18 protein-coding genes are annotated in these 18,103 nt (G+C 65.7%); 9 read left to right on the top strand and 9 right to left on the bottom strand.

Annotated features, from left to right (window positions below; all coding sequences use genetic code 11):
- Nucleotides 1–9 precede the first annotated feature (9 nt).
- The 6 genes from rho to WFK61_RS25035 all read left to right on the top strand — a co-directional run bounded on the left by rho (nt 10) and on the right by WFK61_RS25035 (nt 7,451).
- Nucleotides 10–1,275 (top strand): transcription termination factor Rho, encoded by a 1,266-nt coding sequence (rho, locus tag WFK61_RS25060; RefSeq protein ID WP_257735420.1) that lies wholly within the window; start codon nt 10–12, stop codon nt 1,273–1,275.
- A gap of 526 nt (nt 1,276–1,801) precedes the next feature.
- Nucleotides 1,802–3,115, top strand: coding sequence for a tRNA uridine-5-carboxymethylaminomethyl(34) synthesis GTPase MnmE (gene mnmE / locus WFK61_RS25055; RefSeq protein ID WP_336814769.1), 1,314 nt, complete (start codon nt 1,802–1,804; stop codon nt 3,113–3,115).
- Between the two features lie 65 nt (nt 3,116–3,180).
- Nucleotides 3,181–5,067, top strand: a complete 1,887-nt coding sequence (gene mnmG / locus WFK61_RS25050) for a tRNA uridine-5-carboxymethylaminomethyl(34) synthesis enzyme MnmG (protein ID WP_336814768.1) — start codon at nt 3,181–3,183, stop codon at nt 5,065–5,067.
- Nucleotides 5,064–5,711 (top strand): 16S rRNA (guanine(527)-N(7))-methyltransferase RsmG, encoded by a 648-nt coding sequence (gene rsmG, locus WFK61_RS25045; protein ID WP_336814767.1) that lies wholly within the window; start codon nt 5,064–5,066, stop codon nt 5,709–5,711. Before mnmG ends, rsmG begins: the two co-directional genes overlap by 4 nt.
- Nucleotides 5,708–6,538: a ParA family protein gene (locus WFK61_RS25040; RefSeq protein ID WP_291658449.1), complete on the top strand. Its 831-nt coding sequence runs from the start codon at nt 5,708–5,710 to the stop codon at nt 6,536–6,538. The genes rsmG and WFK61_RS25040 overlap by 4 nt, the downstream gene beginning before the upstream one ends.
- Nucleotides 6,539–6,569: 31 nt before the next feature.
- Entirely contained in the window at nt 6,570–7,451 is an 882-nt protein-coding gene (locus WFK61_RS25035; RefSeq protein WP_336814766.1) for a ParB/RepB/Spo0J family partition protein, read from the top strand.
- Nucleotide 7,452: 1 nt separating this feature from the next.
- Here WFK61_RS25035 and holA read toward each other — a convergent pair whose 3' ends face one another.
- The 3 genes from holA to leuS are packed head-to-tail and all read right to left on the bottom strand — an operon-like array spanning nt 7,453 to nt 11,632.
- Complete coding sequence (gene holA / locus WFK61_RS25030) at nt 7,453–8,481, bottom strand: DNA polymerase III subunit delta (protein WP_336814765.1); 1,029 nt, start codon at nt 8,479–8,481, stop codon at nt 7,453–7,455.
- Nucleotides 8,482–8,487: 6 nt separating this feature from the next.
- The gene (locus WFK61_RS25025) at nt 8,488–9,021 is read right to left on the bottom strand and encodes a hypothetical protein (protein ID WP_336814764.1); all 534 of its coding nucleotides are present in this window, start codon (nt 9,019–9,021) and stop codon (nt 8,488–8,490) included.
- Complete coding sequence (gene leuS / locus WFK61_RS25020; RefSeq protein WP_336814763.1) at nt 9,008–11,632, bottom strand: leucine--tRNA ligase; 2,625 nt, start codon at nt 11,630–11,632, stop codon at nt 9,008–9,010. Before leuS ends, WFK61_RS25025 begins: the two co-directional genes overlap by 14 nt.
- 161 nt (nt 11,633–11,793) lie before the next feature.
- On the opposite strand from leuS, the gene WFK61_RS25015 reads away from it, so the two are divergent.
- A complete protein-coding gene (locus WFK61_RS25015; RefSeq protein WP_336814762.1) occupies nt 11,794–12,459 on the top strand; it encodes a YggS family pyridoxal phosphate-dependent enzyme in 666 nt (221 codons plus the stop codon).
- A 74-nt stretch (nt 12,460–12,533) separates the two neighbouring features.
- Here WFK61_RS25015 and WFK61_RS25010 read toward each other — a convergent pair whose 3' ends face one another.
- Both WFK61_RS25010 and WFK61_RS25005 read right to left on the bottom strand, forming a co-directional pair.
- Entirely contained in the window at nt 12,534–12,917 is a 384-nt protein-coding gene (locus WFK61_RS25010; protein WP_336814761.1) for a glyoxalase superfamily protein, read from the bottom strand.
- Between the two features lie 104 nt (nt 12,918–13,021).
- Nucleotides 13,022–13,588 (bottom strand): L,D-transpeptidase family protein, encoded by a 567-nt coding sequence (locus tag WFK61_RS25005; protein ID WP_336814760.1) that lies wholly within the window; start codon nt 13,586–13,588, stop codon nt 13,022–13,024.
- A gap of 83 nt (nt 13,589–13,671) precedes the next feature.
- Here WFK61_RS25005 and WFK61_RS25000 point away from each other — a divergent pair, with 83 nt between their 5' ends.
- A complete protein-coding gene (locus WFK61_RS25000; protein WP_257735408.1) occupies nt 13,672–14,358 on the top strand; it encodes a response regulator transcription factor in 687 nt (228 codons plus the stop codon).
- 3 nt (nt 14,359–14,361) lie between these two features.
- On the top strand, nt 14,362–14,826 hold the full coding sequence (locus tag WFK61_RS24995; protein ID WP_336814759.1) for a cyclic nucleotide-binding domain-containing protein: 465 nt from the start codon (nt 14,362–14,364) through the stop codon (nt 14,824–14,826).
- A gap of 9 nt (nt 14,827–14,835) precedes the next feature.
- On the opposite strand, the gene WFK61_RS24990 is transcribed toward WFK61_RS24995, so the two are convergent.
- The 4 genes from WFK61_RS24990 to WFK61_RS24975 form a co-directional block, all read right to left on the bottom strand.
- Nucleotides 14,836–15,795, bottom strand: coding sequence for an EamA family transporter (locus WFK61_RS24990; protein ID WP_336814758.1), 960 nt, complete (start codon nt 15,793–15,795; stop codon nt 14,836–14,838).
- 75 nt (nt 15,796–15,870) lie between these two features.
- Entirely contained in the window at nt 15,871–16,686 is an 816-nt protein-coding gene (gene xth, locus WFK61_RS24985; protein ID WP_336814757.1) for an exodeoxyribonuclease III, read from the bottom strand.
- 239 nt (nt 16,687–16,925) lie between these two features.
- Nucleotides 16,926–17,771, bottom strand: coding sequence for a LolA family protein (locus tag WFK61_RS24980; RefSeq protein ID WP_336814756.1), 846 nt, complete (start codon nt 17,769–17,771; stop codon nt 16,926–16,928).
- A gap of 187 nt (nt 17,772–17,958) precedes the next feature.
- On the bottom strand, nt 17,959–18,103 hold a 145-nt coding region (locus WFK61_RS24975), incomplete at its 5' end, for a DNA translocase FtsK (protein WP_336814790.1).

The following is an 18,103-nucleotide window of genomic DNA, read 5'->3' as shown; positions in this document are numbered from 1 at the left end:
GGGTGCCCCATGCGGGAAATCAAGCTTCAAGAGCTCAAGAGCAAGTCGCCGACCGAACTCCTGGCCTTCGCCGAGGAAGTCGAGGTCGAGAACGCCAGCACAATGCGCAAGCAGGAGCTGATGTTCGCTATCCTGAAGCAGCTCGCCGCGCGCGAGACCGAGATCCTGGGCGAGGGCGTCGTCGAGGTTCTGCAGGACGGCTTCGGCTTCCTGCGCTCCTCCGATTCGAATTATCTGCCGGGACCGGACGATATCTACGTTTCGCCCTCGCAGATTCGGAAGTTCGGCCTGCGCACCGGCGACACGGTCGAGGGCCCGATCCGCGGCCCGAAGGACGGCGAGCGCTATTTCGCCCTGCTCAAGGTCAACTCGATCAATTTCGAGGACCCGGAGAAGATCAAGCACAAGATCCATTTCGACAACCTGACGCCGCTCTACCCGGACGAGCGCCTGAAGCTCGAGGTGCAGGACCCGACGAAGAAGGATTTCTCGCCGCGGGTCATCGATATCGTCGCCCCGATCGGCAAGGGCCAGCGCGCTCTGATCGTCGCGCCGCCGCGCACGGGTAAGACGGTTCTGCTCCAGAACATCGCCCAGTCGATCACCAGCAATCATCCCGAGTGCTATCTGATCGTCCTGCTGATCGACGAGCGCCCGGAAGAAGTCACGGACATGCAGCGCTCGGTGAAGGGCGAGGTCGTCTCCTCGACCTTCGACGAGCCGGCCTCCCGCCACGTGCAGGTCGCCGAGATGGTGATCGAGAAGGCCAAGCGCCTGGTCGAGCATGGCCGCGACGTCGTGATCCTGCTCGACTCGATCACCCGCCTCGGCCGCGCCTACAACACCGTCGTGCCGTCCTCCGGCAAGGTCCTGACCGGTGGTGTCGATGCCAACGCCCTGCAACGGCCGAAGCGCTTCTTCGGCGCCGCCCGCAATATCGAGGAAGGCGGCTCGTTGACCATCGTCGCGACCGCGCTGATCGATACCGGTTCGCGCATGGACGAGGTGATCTTCGAAGAGTTCAAGGGCACCGGTAACTCGGAAATCGTGCTCGACCGCAAGGTGGCGGACAAGCGCATCTTCCCGGCGATCGACATTCTCAAGTCCGGTACCCGCAAGGAGGAGCTCATCACGCCGCGCTCCGATCTGCAGAAGACCTATGTGCTGCGCCGCATCCTCAACCCGATGGGCCCGCAGGACGCGATCGAGTTCCTCATCGACAAGCTGCGCCAGACCAAGCAGAACTCGGAATTCTTCGACTCGATGAACACCTGACGGTCAGAAGACCTCCTGGCATTTCGATTCGCCGCCGTACCGATCACCGGTGCGGCGGCGAAATTGTTTTCAGGCCGGGCGAAAGTGCCTTCGACCTTGGGTATGACCCAAGGCTGGATTCTGATTCGGATCCGTTATGGACGACCGACCGGCGCATGAGCGAACGGGACCGTTCTGTGTTCTCGTGCCGAACCGAGTCGGACCGGTCATACCGGGAAGAATGCAAGCGGCTATCACTTCTGTTCACGCGAAAGCATCCCTTCGAGCGCTGGCACTACCAGAGTTCGGATGCAGCCAGCAGGTCAGGCTTTGGTCATACCGATGCGGCGTTATTGGGGGCGAACGAGGAGTATGACCGGTAGTGCTTTCACATTTCGCCGAGTCATACCATTCGGGCGTCGCCTTGGAGCCCTATCGTTTCCATACGGGGTAGTGCCCTTGATTGGCTGAGCCTGCTCCGTTCCGTCGAAGCTTGATGTTCGTTGGAAGCTCGTCCAAGAAGCCGCCTTCCCGATATGCGGCAGGAATGATGGCTCAGCTCGCCCATACGACGATCGTGGCCCTGTCTTCGGCACCTGGCAAAGCTGGTGTCGGGGTTGTCAGGGTTTCCGGCCCCCGCGTTCGATTCGTTCTCGAAACGGTTGCGGGACTGATCCCTCAACCTCGCGTCGCAACCTTGCGCCAGCTCGTGGATGCGGACGGAGAGGCCATCGATCGCGCGCTTGTCCTGTTCTTTGCTGCCCCAGCCAGCTTCACTGGCGAGGATGTCGCCGAGTTCCATGTCCATGGCTCGCGGGCGATCCTCGCGCGGATGCTCGCGGTCCTCACCGCCTTGCCGGATGTTCGGCTGGCCGAGGCCGGCGAATTCACCCGGCGGGCCTTCGAAGCCGGCAAGCTCGATCTCGCAGCCGTCGAAGGCCTCGCGGACCTGATCGATTCGGAAACGGAATGGCAGCGCCAGCAGGCGCTGCGCCAGATGGACGGCGCTTTGGGCACGTTGACGCTCGCATGGCGCGCGACCTTGATCGAAGCAATGAGCCTGCTGGCAGCCGAGCTCGACTTTTCCGACGAGGGCGATGTTTCCGGGCCGCTGCAACAGCAGGCCCTCGATCTGGCCACTGATGCTCTGGCTTCGCTAAAGAGCGCGCTTGGCAGCTTCGCCATGGGTGAGCGCATCCGTGAGGGCTTCGTCGTGGTCCTGGCCGGCCCGCCCAATGCCGGCAAGTCGAGCCTGCTCAACGCGCTTGCCCGTCGCGACGTGGCGATCGTTTCGCCGATCGCGGGGACGACGCGCGACACGCTGGAGGTCAGGCTGGATCTGGCTGGGATTCCGGTCATTCTGATCGATACCGCGGGGCTGCGCGACAGCGACGATCCAATCGAGGCGGAAGGTGTCAGACGAGCTCGCGCGCTGGTCGAACGCGCGGATCTCGTGCTCGGTTTGCGCAGCATTGATTCGGATCCGTATCGAATCGAGAACGAAGCCAATCTGCTGGCCGTTGCCACGAAATCCGATCTGGCTGGCGAGGTTCTACCGGGAGAGCGGGCGATCTCGATCAAGACCGGTGAAGGCCTGGCCGAGCTGCTTGCGGACATCGTGGGGCGAATCCAGGGACTCTCTTCCGGAGAGCCAGCCCTCCTGACGCGGGAACGCCATCGCATCGCCGTCGCCGACGCGATCGCGGCGTTGGAGCGCGCCGTGACTGCCCGGCATGGGCAGGGGGAGCTGCTCGCCGAGGATATCCGCATGGCCGTGGTCGCACTCGAGCGTCTTGTCGGGCGGATCGATGTCGAGGATGTGCTCGACCGGCTTTTCGCGGGATTCTGCATCGGAAAGTGAAGCCTGCGCGGCCTGTGTCGGCAGTTTTCGTTGACCCGCTCGCCGGGCTTCGGTAGCGAAACCGCATGTCAACTCATCGGCAGCAATACGACGTGATCGTCGTTGGCGGCGGCCATGCCGGGGCCGAGGCGGCTGCGGCTGCGGCGCGTTACGGCGCCCGCACGGCCCTGGTCACGCATAAGCCGGAAACCATCGGCGTCATGTCCTGCAATCCCGCCATAGGCGGGCTCGGCAAGGGGCATCTTGTTCGCGAGATCGATGCGCTCGACGGCATCATGGCGCGGGCCGCCGATCTGGGCGGCATCCAGTTCCGCATGCTCAATCGCCGGAAGGGCCCCGCGGTCCGCGGGCCACGCGCCCAGGCCGATCGCAAGCTTTATCGCCAGGCGGTGCAGGAGCTGCTGGCGGCGCAAGCCAATCTCGATATCGTCGCCGGCGAGGTTTTCGATCTTGAGGTCGAGGCTGGCCGCGTGGTTGGCGTGATCCTCGCTGATGGGCGTCGATTCGCTACCGGAACGGTCGTTCTGACGACAGGCACGTTCCTGCGTGGCCTGATCCATATCGGCGAGAAGCGTATTCCGGCAGGCCGGGTTGACGAAGCGCCCTCGCTTGGGCTGTCCGCGACGCTGGAACGGCACGGCTTTCCGCTCGGCCGTCTGAAGACCGGGACGCCGCCGCGGCTCGATGGCTGCAGCATCGATTGGGCCGCGTTGGAGATGCAGCCCGGCGACGAGCCACCAGAGCCGTTCTCAGCGCTGACCTCCGCCATCACCAACCCGCAGATTTCCTGCGGCATCACGCGGACGACGCTGGCGAGCCATGATCTCATCCGGGCCAACCTGCATCGCGCCCCGATGTTCTCCGGCCAGATCGAAGGTCGCGGGCCGCGCTATTGCCCCTCGATCGAGGACAAGGTCGGGCGCTTCGGCGATCGCGACGGTCACCAGATCTTCCTGGAGCCAGAAGGGCTCGACGACGATACGGTCTATCCGAACGGTATCTCGACCTCCCTGCCCGAGGACGTGCAGCTGGACCTGCTGAAGACGATCCCCGGCCTCGAAGGCGCGGCGATGCTGCGGCCTGGCTATGCGATCGAGTATGATTTCGTCGATCCGCGTGCCCTTCGGAACACGTTGGAGACCCGTGCGATCGCCGGCCTGTTCCTGGCGGGGCAGATCAACGGCACGACCGGCTATGAAGAGGCCGGCGCTCAGGGTCTGCTCGCAGGCCTGAATGCAGCGCGCATGGCCGGAGGCGTTGAAGCCGCCGTGTTCGATCGCACCCAGTCCTATATCGGCGTGCTCGTCGATGATCTCGTGACGCATGGTGTTACGGAACCGTATCGAATGTTCACGTCGCGGGCGGAATTCCGCCTGTCCTTGCGCGTGGACAATGCCGACGAACGCTTGACGCCTCTGGGCTTGCAGTTGGGGGTCGTTGGCTCCGCCCGGCAGGCGGCGTTCGAGACCCGCAACAGCGATATCTCTTCCCTACGGGACAGGCTGAAGGCTCTTTCGCTGACGCCGCAGCAGGCGCAGGCTGTCGGCCTGCAGCTCAATCACGATGGATTGCGCCGCAGCGCCTATCAGATCCTGTCCTATCCCGATGTCGGCTTCGAGCAGCTCGCTTCGGTCTGGCCCGAGCTGAACGACTATGCCGCCCCGGTTGTGGCGCGCGTGACGGCGGATGCGGTCTATGCGGTCTATCTCGATCGGCAGGCGGCCGAGATTCAGGCCTATCGCCGCGATCAATCCCTCAAGGTCCCGGCCGATCTTGATCTCGATACGATCTCCGGCCTGTCGAACGAGTTGAAGCTCAAGCTCGCGGCGCAGCGCCCCGCCGATCTGGCTCAAGCCGGGCGGATCGAAGGCATGACGCCGGCGGCCCTGACCTTGCTGGCTGCCCATGCCCGGAAGAGCCGGACTCTTGCATTATCCACAGGTTCACCGTGACTGTTGATAAAACTGACCGTCAGCGCGCTTTGAGCTTGACGCCTGTTTCACGTGAAACAGAGGAGCGCCTCGCTCTTCTGGTCACGGAGCTCGGCCGCTGGCAGGCGGCGAAGAATCTCGTCTCCTCGGCGACGCTCGCCGATGTCTGGACACGGCATATCGCGGATTCCCTCCAGATTTTCGCGTTGGCTGAAGGTCGCGAGCGCTGGCTCGATCTGGGCTCCGGCGGAGGCTTTCCCGGACTTGTGATCGGCATCTGCCTGGCTGAGCAGGGCAAGGGCCGGATCGATCTGGTCGAGAGCAACGCCCGGAAATGCGCCTTCCTGCGGCATGCGGCCCGCGTGACGGGGGCGCCGGTCAAGGTTCACGCCGCCCGTATCGAAGATGTGATCGGCGATTTCACCGGCAAAGTCGACGTGGTGACGGCCCGGGCGCTCGCCCCCCTGCCCCAATTGCTGGGCTGGTGCGAAGAGCTGTTGAGAAATGGCACACTCGGCCTCTTTCCCAAGGGACAACATCTAGATGCGGAATTGACCGACTCGGCCAGATATTGGAAGATTCAAGCGACAACGGTTTCCTCCGTGACCGACGATGCCGCGCGAATCCTGATGGTACGCTCGGCGGAGAGACGAGCCGATCCATGACTGAGCTCACATCCGTGACGACACCGCGCCGCCCGCGCGTGATCGCGCTCGCGAACCAGAAGGGCGGCGTCGGCAAGACAACGACGGCGATCAATCTCGGCACCGCCCTGGCGGCCATCGGCGAGAAGGTGCTGATCGTCGACCTCGATCCGCAGGGCAACGCTTCGACGGGGCTCGGCGTCGACCGCCGCAACCGCAAGTCCTCGACCTACGACGTGCTCTGCGGCGATGTCGGCCTGGGGCAGGCCTTGCAACCGACGGCCGTCCCCGGCCTGTCACTGGCGCCTTCGACGCTCGACCTGCTCGGCGTGGAGCTGGAGATCGCCTCGGCCAAGGACCGGGCGCATCGGCTGAAGAACGCGATCGACGAGCTGGTCTATGATCAGCGTTGCCAGGATCTGACCTATATCCTGATCGACTGCCCGCCTTCGCTCAGCCTGATCACGATCAATGCGATGACGGCGGCGGATGCGGTGCTGGTGCCGCTGCAATGCGAGTTCTTCGCCTTGGAAGGCTTGAGCCAGCTGCTCAAGACCGTCGAGCAGGTCAAGGCCGGCCTCAATCCGCGCCTGATCATCCAGGGCGTCGTGCTGACGATGTTCGATCCGCGCAACAACCTGTCCGGCCAGGTGATGGCGGATGTGAAAAGCTTCCTCGGAGACAAGGTCTACGAGACCGTGATCCCGCGTAATGTCCGGATTTCCGAGGCGCCGTCCTATGGCAAGCCGGCGCTGCTCTACGATCTGCGCTGCTCGGGCTCGCAAGCCTATCTGCGTTTGGCTTCGGAAGTGATCAAGCGCGAGCGTGCCCTGCGGGCGGCTGCCTAAACAAGACAATTAGAGGTTGATGAGGATGGCAATGGCCGAAGAACAGGGGCGTTCCCGCCTTGGCCGCGGTCTGGCGGCGCTTATCGGCGATGTCGGAGATGAAATCGGCGCGATCGAGCGGGCTCGCGGTCAGCGTCGCGTTCCCGTCGAGTTCCTGCGCCCGAGCGCCCGGAATCCGCGCCGCAACTTCGTCGAAGAGGATCTTGAGGACCTGACGACCTCGATCCGCGAGCGTGGCATCCTGCAGCCGATCATCGTTCGTTCCATCCCCGGAATGATGGACGCCTATGAGATCATCGCCGGCGAGCGCCGCTGGCGGGCGGCCCAGCGTGCCGAATTGCACGATGTTCCGGTGCTGCTGGTCGAAGCCGATGATCGCGAGGCGCTGGAGATCGCCATCGTCGAGAACGTGCAGCGCACGGATCTTAATGCCATCGAGGAGGCGGCTGGCTATGAGCGCTTGATCGCCGAATTCGGCTATACGCAGAACGACTTGGCTCGCGTCATCGGCAAGAGCCGCAGCCATGTAGCCAACACGCTGCGCCTGTCGAAGCTGCCGGAGCCGGTGCGCAAGCTGGTCAGCGAAGGCGCGGTTTCAGCCGGCCATGCCCGTGCACTCCTGTCCGTTTCGGACCCGGAATTCATGGCGCAGAAGATCATCGATGATGGCCTGAGCGTCCGCGATATCGAGCGCATCGTGCAGGAAGAATCGCGCGGCGAGACCAAGAGCGCGGTGCCGGGCAAGCCGAAATCGGTGAAGGACCCGGATACGCGGGCTCTGGAGAAGGCGCTAGAAGAGGCGCTCGGCCTCTCCGTCTCGATCGGGCACCGGGCCAATGGCTCGGGCGAGGTCAAGATCGGCTACAAGACGCTCGAGCAGCTCGACGCGCTCTGCCATCGCCTGAAGTCCTGATTTACTCTCCGCGGCCGGCGCGCCCGAGCCGAGCCAGCGTCCAGAGGGCGCGGGTCGCGATGGCCCGGCCCATATCGGCGTTCTGCCGCGTCGCCAGCACCGCATTGCCCAGCAGGCCGACGGCCTCGCTCAGCTTGGTGCTGGACCAGGCGTTCAACGCTGCCTCGGTGGTTGCGATGCGCTGATAGGGCAGGCGCATCGTCGCGACGACGTCACGGAGCCCCTTCCCGGCATCGATCGACTGGCGCGCCTTCAGAAGCGTCAGCGCCTGCCGCAGCACGGCGCCGAGCATGACGCCGGGGTCGAGTCCCTCGCTGCTGAGCTTGGCCTGGGCGAGATCGAGGACCGGCAGTTTCCCGGCAAAGACCGCATCGACCAGCATGGCCTGCTCGCGCTGGGCGGTGTCGCCGACCACGGCGTCGACATGCTCGACCTGCACGGCCGGGTCCGCGCCGACATAGAGCAGAAGCTTCTCGATCTCGCGGCGCGAGGTCTGCCGATCCCCACCAAGCAGGCCGGTGAGATGGTCGCGCGTGACGCGGTCGATCGATTTGCCGGCCGCCCGGACCATTTCGTCGATGATCGAGCCGAGGTCGCGCGCCGCATCGCCGTAGCAAGGCACGGCCAGCGCGGTCTTCGCCTTCTCGCAGGCGGTGCGGATCGGGTTGTTGCGCTGGAGATCGCCAGCCTCGACGATGACGAGCGCATCCTGCGACGGCGTCGCGAGCAAAGGCTCCAGCGCCGCCAGCAGCGGCTTCGAGGTCGGCGAGACGCGGATGGCGCGGCGGCCGCCGAAGAGGCCGATCGTGTTAGCCTCGTCGGCGAGCTTGAGCGGATCGGAGGCGACGGCGTCGCCATCCATGCGGATGAGCTGGAAGGCGTCCTGGGGATCATCGACGCTGGCGCGGGCCAGTCCCGCCGCCCGCTCGGATACGAGGCCGGCATCGGGGCCGTAGATCAGGACGAGCCGCCAGGCGGGATCGAGCCGTGCGAGGGTCCGTTCGGCCTCGTGCGCCTTGATCGCAACCATGACGCGTCAGGAGGCGAGATCGGCGGCGATCTGGCCCCGGACGATCCCGGCGAGGTTCTTGCCGGCACGCACCTGCGCATCCCGCGCGGCACGCACGGTGGCGAAGCGCTGCGAGGAGCGCTCATAGGGAATGCGAACGGAGTTGGTGCCGGAGGATACGACCTTGCCGGTGCCCTGCTGGGTCAGCTTCCAGGTCACCGTCGCCACGAGAACGGCCGAATCGGCCCGGCCATATACGTAGTCGACCGTCACGACCTCAACGGATTCCGACGTCGAAGCCTCCAGCTTCAGGGTCTTGCGCGCATCCGGATCGCCACTGCCGTCGAGCTCGAAGACCAGCTCGTTGCGGAAATTATGGCCGACCAGGCCTTTGATCTCGGGGATCTCGATGCCGCGCAGCGCCGTCTTGACGCTGCCGCCGACCGTGCTGGTGGTGTAGTCGGAATAGAGCGGCTGGAAGCAGCCGCCGGCGAGCGCGGCGACCGTCAGCGCGGCCGCCAGCAGGATGCGGCGGGGGCGGGCGGCTTCAGACGACGACATTCACGATTCTCCCGGGAACCACGATGATCTTGCGGATCGGGCGCCCCTCGAGAGCCCTCTGAACGGCTTCGTTGGCCCGCACGACCGCTTCCACCGCCACCGTATCGGCATCGGCGGCCACGGTCACCTCCGCGCGCTTCTTGCCGTTGAGCTGGACCGGCAGCGTGATGCTGTCATCCTTCAGCAGCGCGGGATCGACCTCCGGCCAGGACGCCTCGCCGGCGAGGCCCGGCTGGCCGAGCGCGAGCCAGCATTCCTCGGCCAGATGCGGCATCATCGGCGCCACAAGCTGGGTGACGATCGTGGCAGCCTCAAGGAGCGCGAAGGCGATATCGGCATCGAGCTCGGGCTTCTCGGCGGCACCGTCGAGCGCCTTACCGATGGCGTTGGTCAGCGTGTAGATATGCGCGACGCAGCGATTGAAGCCGAGGCGCTCGATATCGGCGCCCACGGCGTCGAGCGCGCGATGGCTTGCCTTGCGCAGCGCCAGTGCGGCCTCGCCGATGGCGGCGGGCCTTGCGGCCTTGCCGCCGGTACGTTCGGCGATTTCCGCGACCATGCGCCAGAGACGCTGGACGAAACGGGCAGCGCCCTGCACGCCCTCGTCGGTCCAGATCACGTCACGATCCGGCGGCGAGTCGGAGAGCATGAACCAGCGCGCGGTATCGGCACCGTAGGAGGCGATGATGTCGTCGGGGTCCACGACGTTCTTCTTGGACTTCGACATCTTCTCGATCGAGCCGATCTCGATCGGCGCGCCGGTATCGACATCGAAACCGCGCCGGTCAGCGCCGGAGACCTCGATGCGGACATTGCCCGGCTCGACCCAGTCGCCATTGGCGGCGCGATAGGTCTCGTGCACGACCATGCCTTGCGTGAACAGGCCGGCGAAGGGCTCGTCCAAGCCGGCATGGCCGGTCTTCTTCATCGCGCGGGTGAAGAAGCGCGAATAGAGCAGGTGCAGGATCGCGTGCTCGACGCCGCCGATATACTGGTCGACCGGCAGGAAGCGGTCGACGGCCTGGCGGTCGGTCGGGCTCTCCGTCCGCCACGGATCGGTGAAGCGGGCGAAATACCAGGACGAATCGACGAAGGTGTCCATCGTGTCCGTCTCGCGACGGGCATCCTTGCCGCATTGCGGGCAGGCGACGTGCTTCCAGGTCGGATGATGGTCGAGCGGGTTGCCCGGCTTCTCGAAGGAAACGTCGTCCGGGAGCTGCACGGGAAGATCAGCGTCCGGCACAGGGACCGTTCCGCAAGCGGAACAATGGATGACCGGGATCGGGCAGCCCCAGTAGCGCTGGCGCGAGATGCCCCAGTCGCGCAGGCGGAAATTGACCTTGCGCTGGCCGACCGGGCGGTTGCCGCGGGTTTCGCCTTCGAGGCGGCGGGCAACCTCCTCCTTGGCCTCCGCGATGGTCAGGCCATCGAGGAAGCGGGAATTGATCATGCGGCCATCGCCGTCATAGGCGGTGTCGGTGATGACGAAGCCGGCCGGGTCGGTGCCTTCCGGCGCCACGACCGGGATATTGCCCAGGCCGTACTTGTTGACGAAGTCGAGGTCGCGCTGGTCATGCGCGGGGCAGCCGAAGATGGCGCCGGTACCGTATTCCATCAGGACGAAGTTGGCGACATAGACCGGCAGCGTCCAGTTCGGATCGAGCGGATGCACGGCGCGCAAGCCGGTGTCGAAGCCGAGCTTCTCGGCCTTGTCGATCGCTTCCTGCGCCGTGCCGGTGCGCTTGCACTCCTCGATGAAGGCCTGCAGCGACGGGCTCTTCGCCGCGATCGACTTGGCGATCGGATGATCGGGCGCGATGGCGACGAACTTGGCGCCGAACAGCGTGTCGGGGCGGGTTGTATAGACCTCAACCTCGTCCTGCCCGGCCCCATTCGATTCGAGTACGAAACGAACCAGCAAGCCTTCGGAGCGACCGATCCAGTTCTTCTGCATCAGCCGGACCTTCTCGGGCCAGCGGGTCAGGCCTTCGAGCGCGTCGTTCAGCTCCTGGCCGTACTCGGTGATCTTGAAGAACCACTGGGTCAGCTCGCGGATCTCGACCAGGGCACCGGAGCGCCAGCCGCGGCCGTCGATGACCTGCTCGTTGGCCAGCACGGTTTCGTCGACCGGATCCCAGTTGACCTTGGCGGTCTTGCGGTCGACCAGCCCGGCCTTCAGGAAGTCCAGGAACATCTTCTGCTGGTGGCGATAGTAGCTGGGGTCGCAGGTCGCGAGCTCGCGGCTCCAGTCGAGCGACAGGCCCATCGACTTGAGCTGCTTGCGCATGGTCGCAATGTTCTCGTAGGTCCATTCGCGCGGATGGACCTTCTTCTGCTTGGCGGCGTTCTCGGCCGGCAGGCCGAAAGCGTCCCAGCCCATCGGATGCAGCACCGAGAAGCCCTTGGCGCGCTTGTAGCGCGCGACGACGTCGCCCATCGCGTAGTTGCGGACATGGCCCATATGGATGCGCCCCGACGGATAGGGGAACATCTCAAGGACGTAGTAGCTCGGCCGGGTGTCGTCGTTCCTCGTCTCGAAAAGCTTGCGCTCTTCCCAGACGGCGCGCCATTTCGGCTCGGACTCTTTCGGATTGTAGCGTTCGACGGCCATGTCAGCGGGCAATTCTCTGAGCGGACGATTCTTGCCGGCTCCCGGAGGCAGGCCGGCGCAGGGGCTGAATGCAAAAACCGGATGTCGGAATCTTGCAACCTGCTCTAGGACACCATTGCGCGCACGCGGTCAACGGCGCGCAGGGCATGAGAGGCTGGCAGATGAGCGATACGGTTACGCGTTTGGCTGAAATCAGGACGGCGATCGGCCGGGCCGAGCGCGATTTCGGGCGTGAGGCGGGCTCGGTCGCGCTGGTCGCGGTCTCCAAGACCAAGCCGGCCGAGCAGATCACCGAGGTGCTCGAAGCCGGGCAGCGGATCTTCGGCGAGAACTATGTCCAGGAAGCCAAGGCGAAATGGCCGGCGCTGAAGGAACGCTTTCCCGACGCCGAACTGCACATGATCGGGCCGCTGCAGTCGAACAAGGCGCGCGAGGCGGTTGAGCTCTTCGACGTCATCCAGTCGCTCGACCGCGAGAGCCTGGCCAAGGAGCTGGCGCGCGAGATCGCGCGGCTGGGCAAGGCCCCGCGATTCTTCGTCCAGGTCAATACCGGCGAGGAAGCGCAGAAGGGCGGCGTACTGCCGGCCGAGGCGGATGCCTTCATCGCCCGCTGCCGCGAGGTTCACGGTCTCGCGATCGAGGGGCTGATGTGCATTCCGCCGGCCGACGAGCCGCCTTCGCCGCATTTTGGCTTGCTGGCCAAGATCGCCACCCGCAACGGGCTCAAGGGCCTGTCGATGGGCATGAGCGCCGATTATGAGGCGGCGATCCAGCTCGGCGCGACCTATGTGCGTGTCGGCAGCGCGATCTTCGGGGCGCGGGGGTGACGTCAACCAGGGTGTCATCCCGTGCGCGCCGCAGCGTGGAACGCTGCTGCGCAGACACGGGATGACAGCGCGTTTCAAGCCTGCTTCAGCGGCTCGCCGACATCGATGCGGTTGCCGTCGGGGTCCTCGAAGACGAAGGCGCGCAGGCCGTAATCCTTGTCGCGCAGGCCCTTGACGATACGCAGGCCGCGCTCGCGGATCACGGCATGCACCGCGTCGATATCCTCGACCATCATATGCGCGACGTTGAAATCCGCCGCCTTGTGACCGGGCTGGAGCGTGAGATGCAGCTCGGCTGCGTCTCGCTTCAGGATCATGAAGCCGACGGGGTTGCCGTTCTCGAAGGTTTTTCGGAAGCCGAGGGCACCGATATAGAAGTCGCAGGCGCGGGCCATGTCGGCCACGGGCAGCATCGCGGCGATCCGCCCGAAGCGGAACGAGGAAACCGAATCAGTCATCGCAAATCTCTGGCTGGGATGGCGCCGCGTCGCGGGACGGTGCCCGGGAGCGCAGCAGCCTGATCCGAAGATATGATCGAGACGGTGCCCGCGTCTCTCCTAGCTCACCTCACCACGATCCGGCAATGGCGGGCCAGCCGCGGCAGCACCTTGGCGAACACGCGACCCTCGACGGCGACGCAGCCGGCCGTCGGCGTGAAGCCGGCGCGGGCGAGGTGCCAGAAGATCGCGCTGCCGCGTCCGCGCTGCACCGGCCGGTCGTTCCAGCCGAGCTCGACGATCACATCATAGAGATGATCCTCGCGCTGCAGGCGCTCTTCGGCCTCGCCCGGCGGGCGGTCGATCAGGCGGTTGTAGCGACGGTCCTTCTGATCGTCGCACCAGGCGTCGCGCGGCCCGATCTGCTTCAGCGGCAGGAGGGTGCGCGGGCGTGAAAGGCGGTCCGCCCGGTAGAAAACGCTGCGCAAAGGCAGATCGAAGCGCGGTGTGCGGCCATCGCCCTCGCGTTTGACGGTGCCGATGCCCGAACGTCCGAGCGCGCAGGGGAAGATCGTATGGCCCGCAACGAGGAAGCCCTTGCGGCGGTCATGGACCGAGGCGAAGACGCGCAGGGCGGAGAGATTGCGCGGTCCGTCATGCGGCGCGCGTGAGTGATCGGATCGGTTTCTCACGGGAATTCCAGGCGGCCTCACTTGCGATGACGACTCAGCAGGCTCATGTTGCCGCAATCCCTGCGTTCGAGCGAACCCCATTCATGTCCGCCGTCCATCATATCCTGCTGGTCGATGACGACCAGACCCTGCGCGATACGCTGTCCGAGCAGCTCTCGCTCTATGAGGAGTTCCGGCTCTCGACGGCCGATACCGCGACGGCGGCGATCAAGGCCGTGCAGGGCGACCGCGTCGATCTCGCCGTGATGGATGTCGGCCTGCCCGACATGGACGGGCGTGAGGCCGTCAAGGTGATGCGCAAGAACGGCTTCAAGAGCCCGGTGGTGATGCTGACGGCACAGGGCTCGGATGCCGATACGGTGCTCGGGCTCGAGGCTGGCGCCAACGACTATGTGGTCAAGCCGTTCAAGTTCGCGGTGCTGCTGGCGCGCATCCGAGCTCATCTGAGGCAGTACGAAGCGAGCGAGGACGCGATCTTTCAGGTCGGCCCCTACACCTTTCACCCCGGCTCGAAGCTGCTCGTCAGCGAGAAGGGCTCCAAGACCAAGCTCACCGAGAAGGAGACCGCGATCCTGCGCTTCCTCTATCGCGCCGGCCGCAAGCCGATCGCGCGGGAGGTGCTGCTGCAGGAGGTCTGGGGCTATAACAGCCAGGTGACGACCCATACGCTCGAAACCCATATCTACCGGCTGCGCCAGAAGATTGAGCCCGATCCGGGCAATGCGCGGCTTCTGGTCACCGATGCCGGCGGCTACCGGCTGAATCCCTGACGGATGGCACTCGACGAAGACATGGCCCTGCTGGCCCGGCAGCCGCTGCTGAGCCTGATGGAGCGCGATGCACTGCGATTGCTCGCCTTTGCGGCGGAAAGCCGCATCCTGCGCGCCGGCGACGTACTGTTCCGTGCCGGCGAGCCGTCGGACGGGGCGGTGCTGGTGGTGTCCGGCGCGGTTGCGCTGACGGTGCAGGACGACGGCAAGCCGGCGACGGAGGTCATCGGCCCCGGTGCGATGATCGGCGAGCTTGCCCTGTTTACCTCGGTGCCGCGTCAGGTCACCGCGATCGCGCGCGAGCCGACGCAGGTGATGCGGCTGCCGCGCAGCGTGATGCGGCGCGTGCTCGGCGAATCACCCGATTCGGCCGAGGCCATCGCTGCCGCGATCGGGGCCCGGCTGCAGGGCTTCGTCGGCGAGCTCACGGCGGTGCAGGACGCGCTGAATGCGATCGACCGGAAATAGCCCGGCCGTTCAGGACGATGGCGGGTGCCTTGCCGCCCGGATCGCGGCGAAGCGCGGCCAGAGGCTGTTGACGCACAGGCCGGAGAGCACCAGCCCGGCCGCGAGGAATTTCCAGCCGGGCAAGGGCTCGCCAAGCCAGATGGCGGCGGCGCCCATCCCGAAGACCGGGACCAGCAGGGATGTCGGCGCGACGGTGGCGGCGGCATAGCGCGAGAGCAGCCAGCCCCAGACGGCATAGCCGAACATGACATTGCCGACCGCCTGCCAGATCGCGGCGGCCCAGGCGGCGGCGGGGGCATGGACGAGGCCGTCGCGCATTGCCGGCCAGCCTTCGATCGTCCAGGACAGGGCGAGCAGCGGCGGGATCGCGAACAGGCTCGTCCAGACGACATAGGCGAGCATGTCGACCTTGGGCGTGCTGCGCGCGACGATATTGCCGGCAGCCCAGCACAGGGCCGCGCCGAGCACGAGGACGATACCGAGCGGCGTGGTCGAGCCGTCGGTGTGCCAGAGAATCACGCCGATGCCGATGGCGGCGAGGAGGAGGCCAGCGATCTGGAAGGGTTGCACGCGCTCACGCGTGACCGCGGCCGCCAGCAGGATCGTGAAGAAGGGTTGCGACTGCACGACGAGCGAGGCCAGGCCCGGCGCGATGAAACCCTTGATCGCGAAGAAGAGCAGGCCGAACTGCCCGGCGCCGATCAGCACGCCATAGGCGGCGAGCTTGCTCCAGGGCGCGTCCGGCCGCTTCAGGAAGAAGACCGCCGGCAGGAGCGCGAAGGTGAAGCGCAGGGCTGCGAAGAGCAGCGGCGGGAAATGTTCGACGCCGATATGGATGACGACGAAATTCGTGCCCCAGACCACCATGACGGCCAGCGTGAGCAGCGCGTCGCGGAGGGAGAGCGAGGTGGGGAGAGCTGGCTGCACGGGACTGGCTTCGCCGGTGAACTTGCCGCCGGCCAATACCATGCAGGCTTGCCCGCCGGTTAGGACGGGCCGGCATGGCTGAGGGGCCGCTGCGGCATGAAGCGCCGCGTGGGGCCGTCAGAGCTCCAGCGTCACCGTGACCGGCACATGGTCGGAGGGGCGCTCCCAGCCGCGGGCCTCACGCAGGAAGGTGAGATCGCGCAGAGCCGGCTTCAGCCCGTCCGAGAGCCAGATATGGTCGAGCCGGCGGCCTTTGTTCGAGGCTGCCCAGTCCTGCGCGCGGTAGCTCCACCAGGAATAGAGTTTCTCGGGTTCGGGCCGCAGCGTGCGGGCGGCGTCGGTCCAGCCGAGCTCGCTGCGCAGCCTCTCCAGCGTCGTCGTCTCGATCGGGGTGTGGCTGACGACGTCGAGCAGCTGCTTATGGCTCCAGACGTCATGCTCCAGCGGGGCGATGTTGAGGTCGCCGAGCAGGATCGCTGGCCGGTCGGTCGGTTTCCTGGTCACGCCCCAGGCGCCGATCTCGTCGAGGAAAGCGAGCTTATGGGCGAATTTGTCGTTCTTCTCGGGGTCGGGGAGGTCGCCGCCGGCCGGGATGTAGAAATTATGGATGGCGATGCCGGCGGCGGCGCCGGCCGCCTTGTCGAGCGTCACCGTCATGTGCCGGGCGTCGTTGCGGCCGCACATCGACATCGCCTCCTTCTCGCTGAAGGGCAATTTCGAGACGATGGCGACGCCGTTATAGCCCTTCTGGCCGATGAACGCCTGATGGACATAGCCGAGCTGGTGGAAGGCCTTGGCCGGGAACTGCTCGTCCGGCGTCTTGGTCTCCTGCAGGCAGAGGACGTCGGGGGCGTAAGTGGTCAGGAATTCCCCGACCATGCCGATGCGCAGGCGAACGGAATTGATGTTCCAGCTGGTGACGGTGAGTTGCACGCGAGGATTCCGGCAGGGAGGAGGCCGGAAACTGGGTCGTCAGGGCGCAAAAGGCAAGCCGTTTTCGGCCCGCCGGCACATTGCCGGACGGCCTTCTCTCACGAGCCCTCATCCTGAGGAGCAAGCGCAGCTTACGTCTCGAAGGATGTTTCAGAAAGCTCGGAGTCTCCTGGAACATCCTTCGAGACGCGCTCCTGGCGGAGCGCTCCTCAGGATGAGGGCTCGCGAAGCGCGATCGATCAGAGCTTGCGCTGGTAGTCGATCACGAAATTCTGCGGATCGGGTCGGCGGCGGGTGTCGAGATTGTAGAGCGAGATCGCGGTCTCGTAGCCCTGAGGATCGACCACGACCCATTGCCGCAGCTCGTTGGCGACGAGGTCGAATTTCAGCGTGATCTTCGAGGTGCCGCCCAGCGTCGAGCGGTCCTCCAGCCGGACGGTGAGCAGGTCGCCGTCGACGCTGGCGCCCTTCAGCGTGCCTTCGCGCGCCAGGTCCATCTTCTCGCGCACGAGGAATTTCAATGGCGTCTGGCCGATGGAATAAAGGTCCTGCGTCGCGAGGCGCTTGTCGCGCACGGCGACCGACGTGCCGTCGGCAATCACTTCGGTGGTGGTCGGCGGCTCGTATTCGAAGCGCATCTTGCCGGGGCGCTGAATATAGATTCGTCCCTCCAGCCGCCGGCCGTTCGAGGCATGCTGGATGAAATTGCCCTGCAGGGTCTGGAAGCTGTTGAGATAGGCGTTGAGCCGCTCGACGGCCTCTTCCTGTGTCGCAGGCGGCGCCGGCTTGCCCCTGGCGGGCGCGGCGGCAGGCTTTGCGGCCTCGGACACCGGCGCGGCTGCCGCCGGGGCGTTCGTCGCCACGGACTGGATCGGAGCGGTATCCGTCGCGGCGCTGCGCGTCTCGCCGAGCCCGGCTGGCCGGGGCGGCGGCAGGACGAGGCGCGGGGCGGGCTTGGCGGCAGCAGGCTTCGGCGGCTGGAGCTGAAGCGGCTGCGCCGCCAGAGGGGCTGCCAGCAGCGTGCCACCGGCGAGCGTCATCACCAGAACCGAGGCCCGGGCGGCCGGGGTCAATCTGTCGAGCAAGGCTGCTCCATTCCTTATACCCCGGCTGCTTGTGCCGCGGTCTGAGAGATCGTCGATATGGGAGTCGGATGTCGTTCCGACTTCATGTCCCGTCTCAACGTCCAGTTCGCTGCCGAGGTTGCAGCAACGTCATGGCAATTTGAGGACTGGCGCCTGTACCCGCAAGGGCGCGCTATCGCCGCAAGCCTCATTCGTCGTGCTGATTCTGGCCTTCGACCAGGATCTCGCGTTTTCCGGCGTGGTTTGCGGGACCGACGATGCCCTCGTTCTCCATGCGCTCCATGATGGACGCGGCGCGGTTGTAGCCGATCTGGAGGCGGCGCTGGATGTAG

Source organism: Allobosea sp. MMO-172 (genome assembly GCF_037147855.1).
Lineage (GTDB): Bacteria > Pseudomonadota > Alphaproteobacteria > Rhizobiales > Beijerinckiaceae > Allobosea.
Note: the sequence above shows the minus strand (reverse complement) of the source record. Positions and strands in the feature narration are given on the sequence as shown.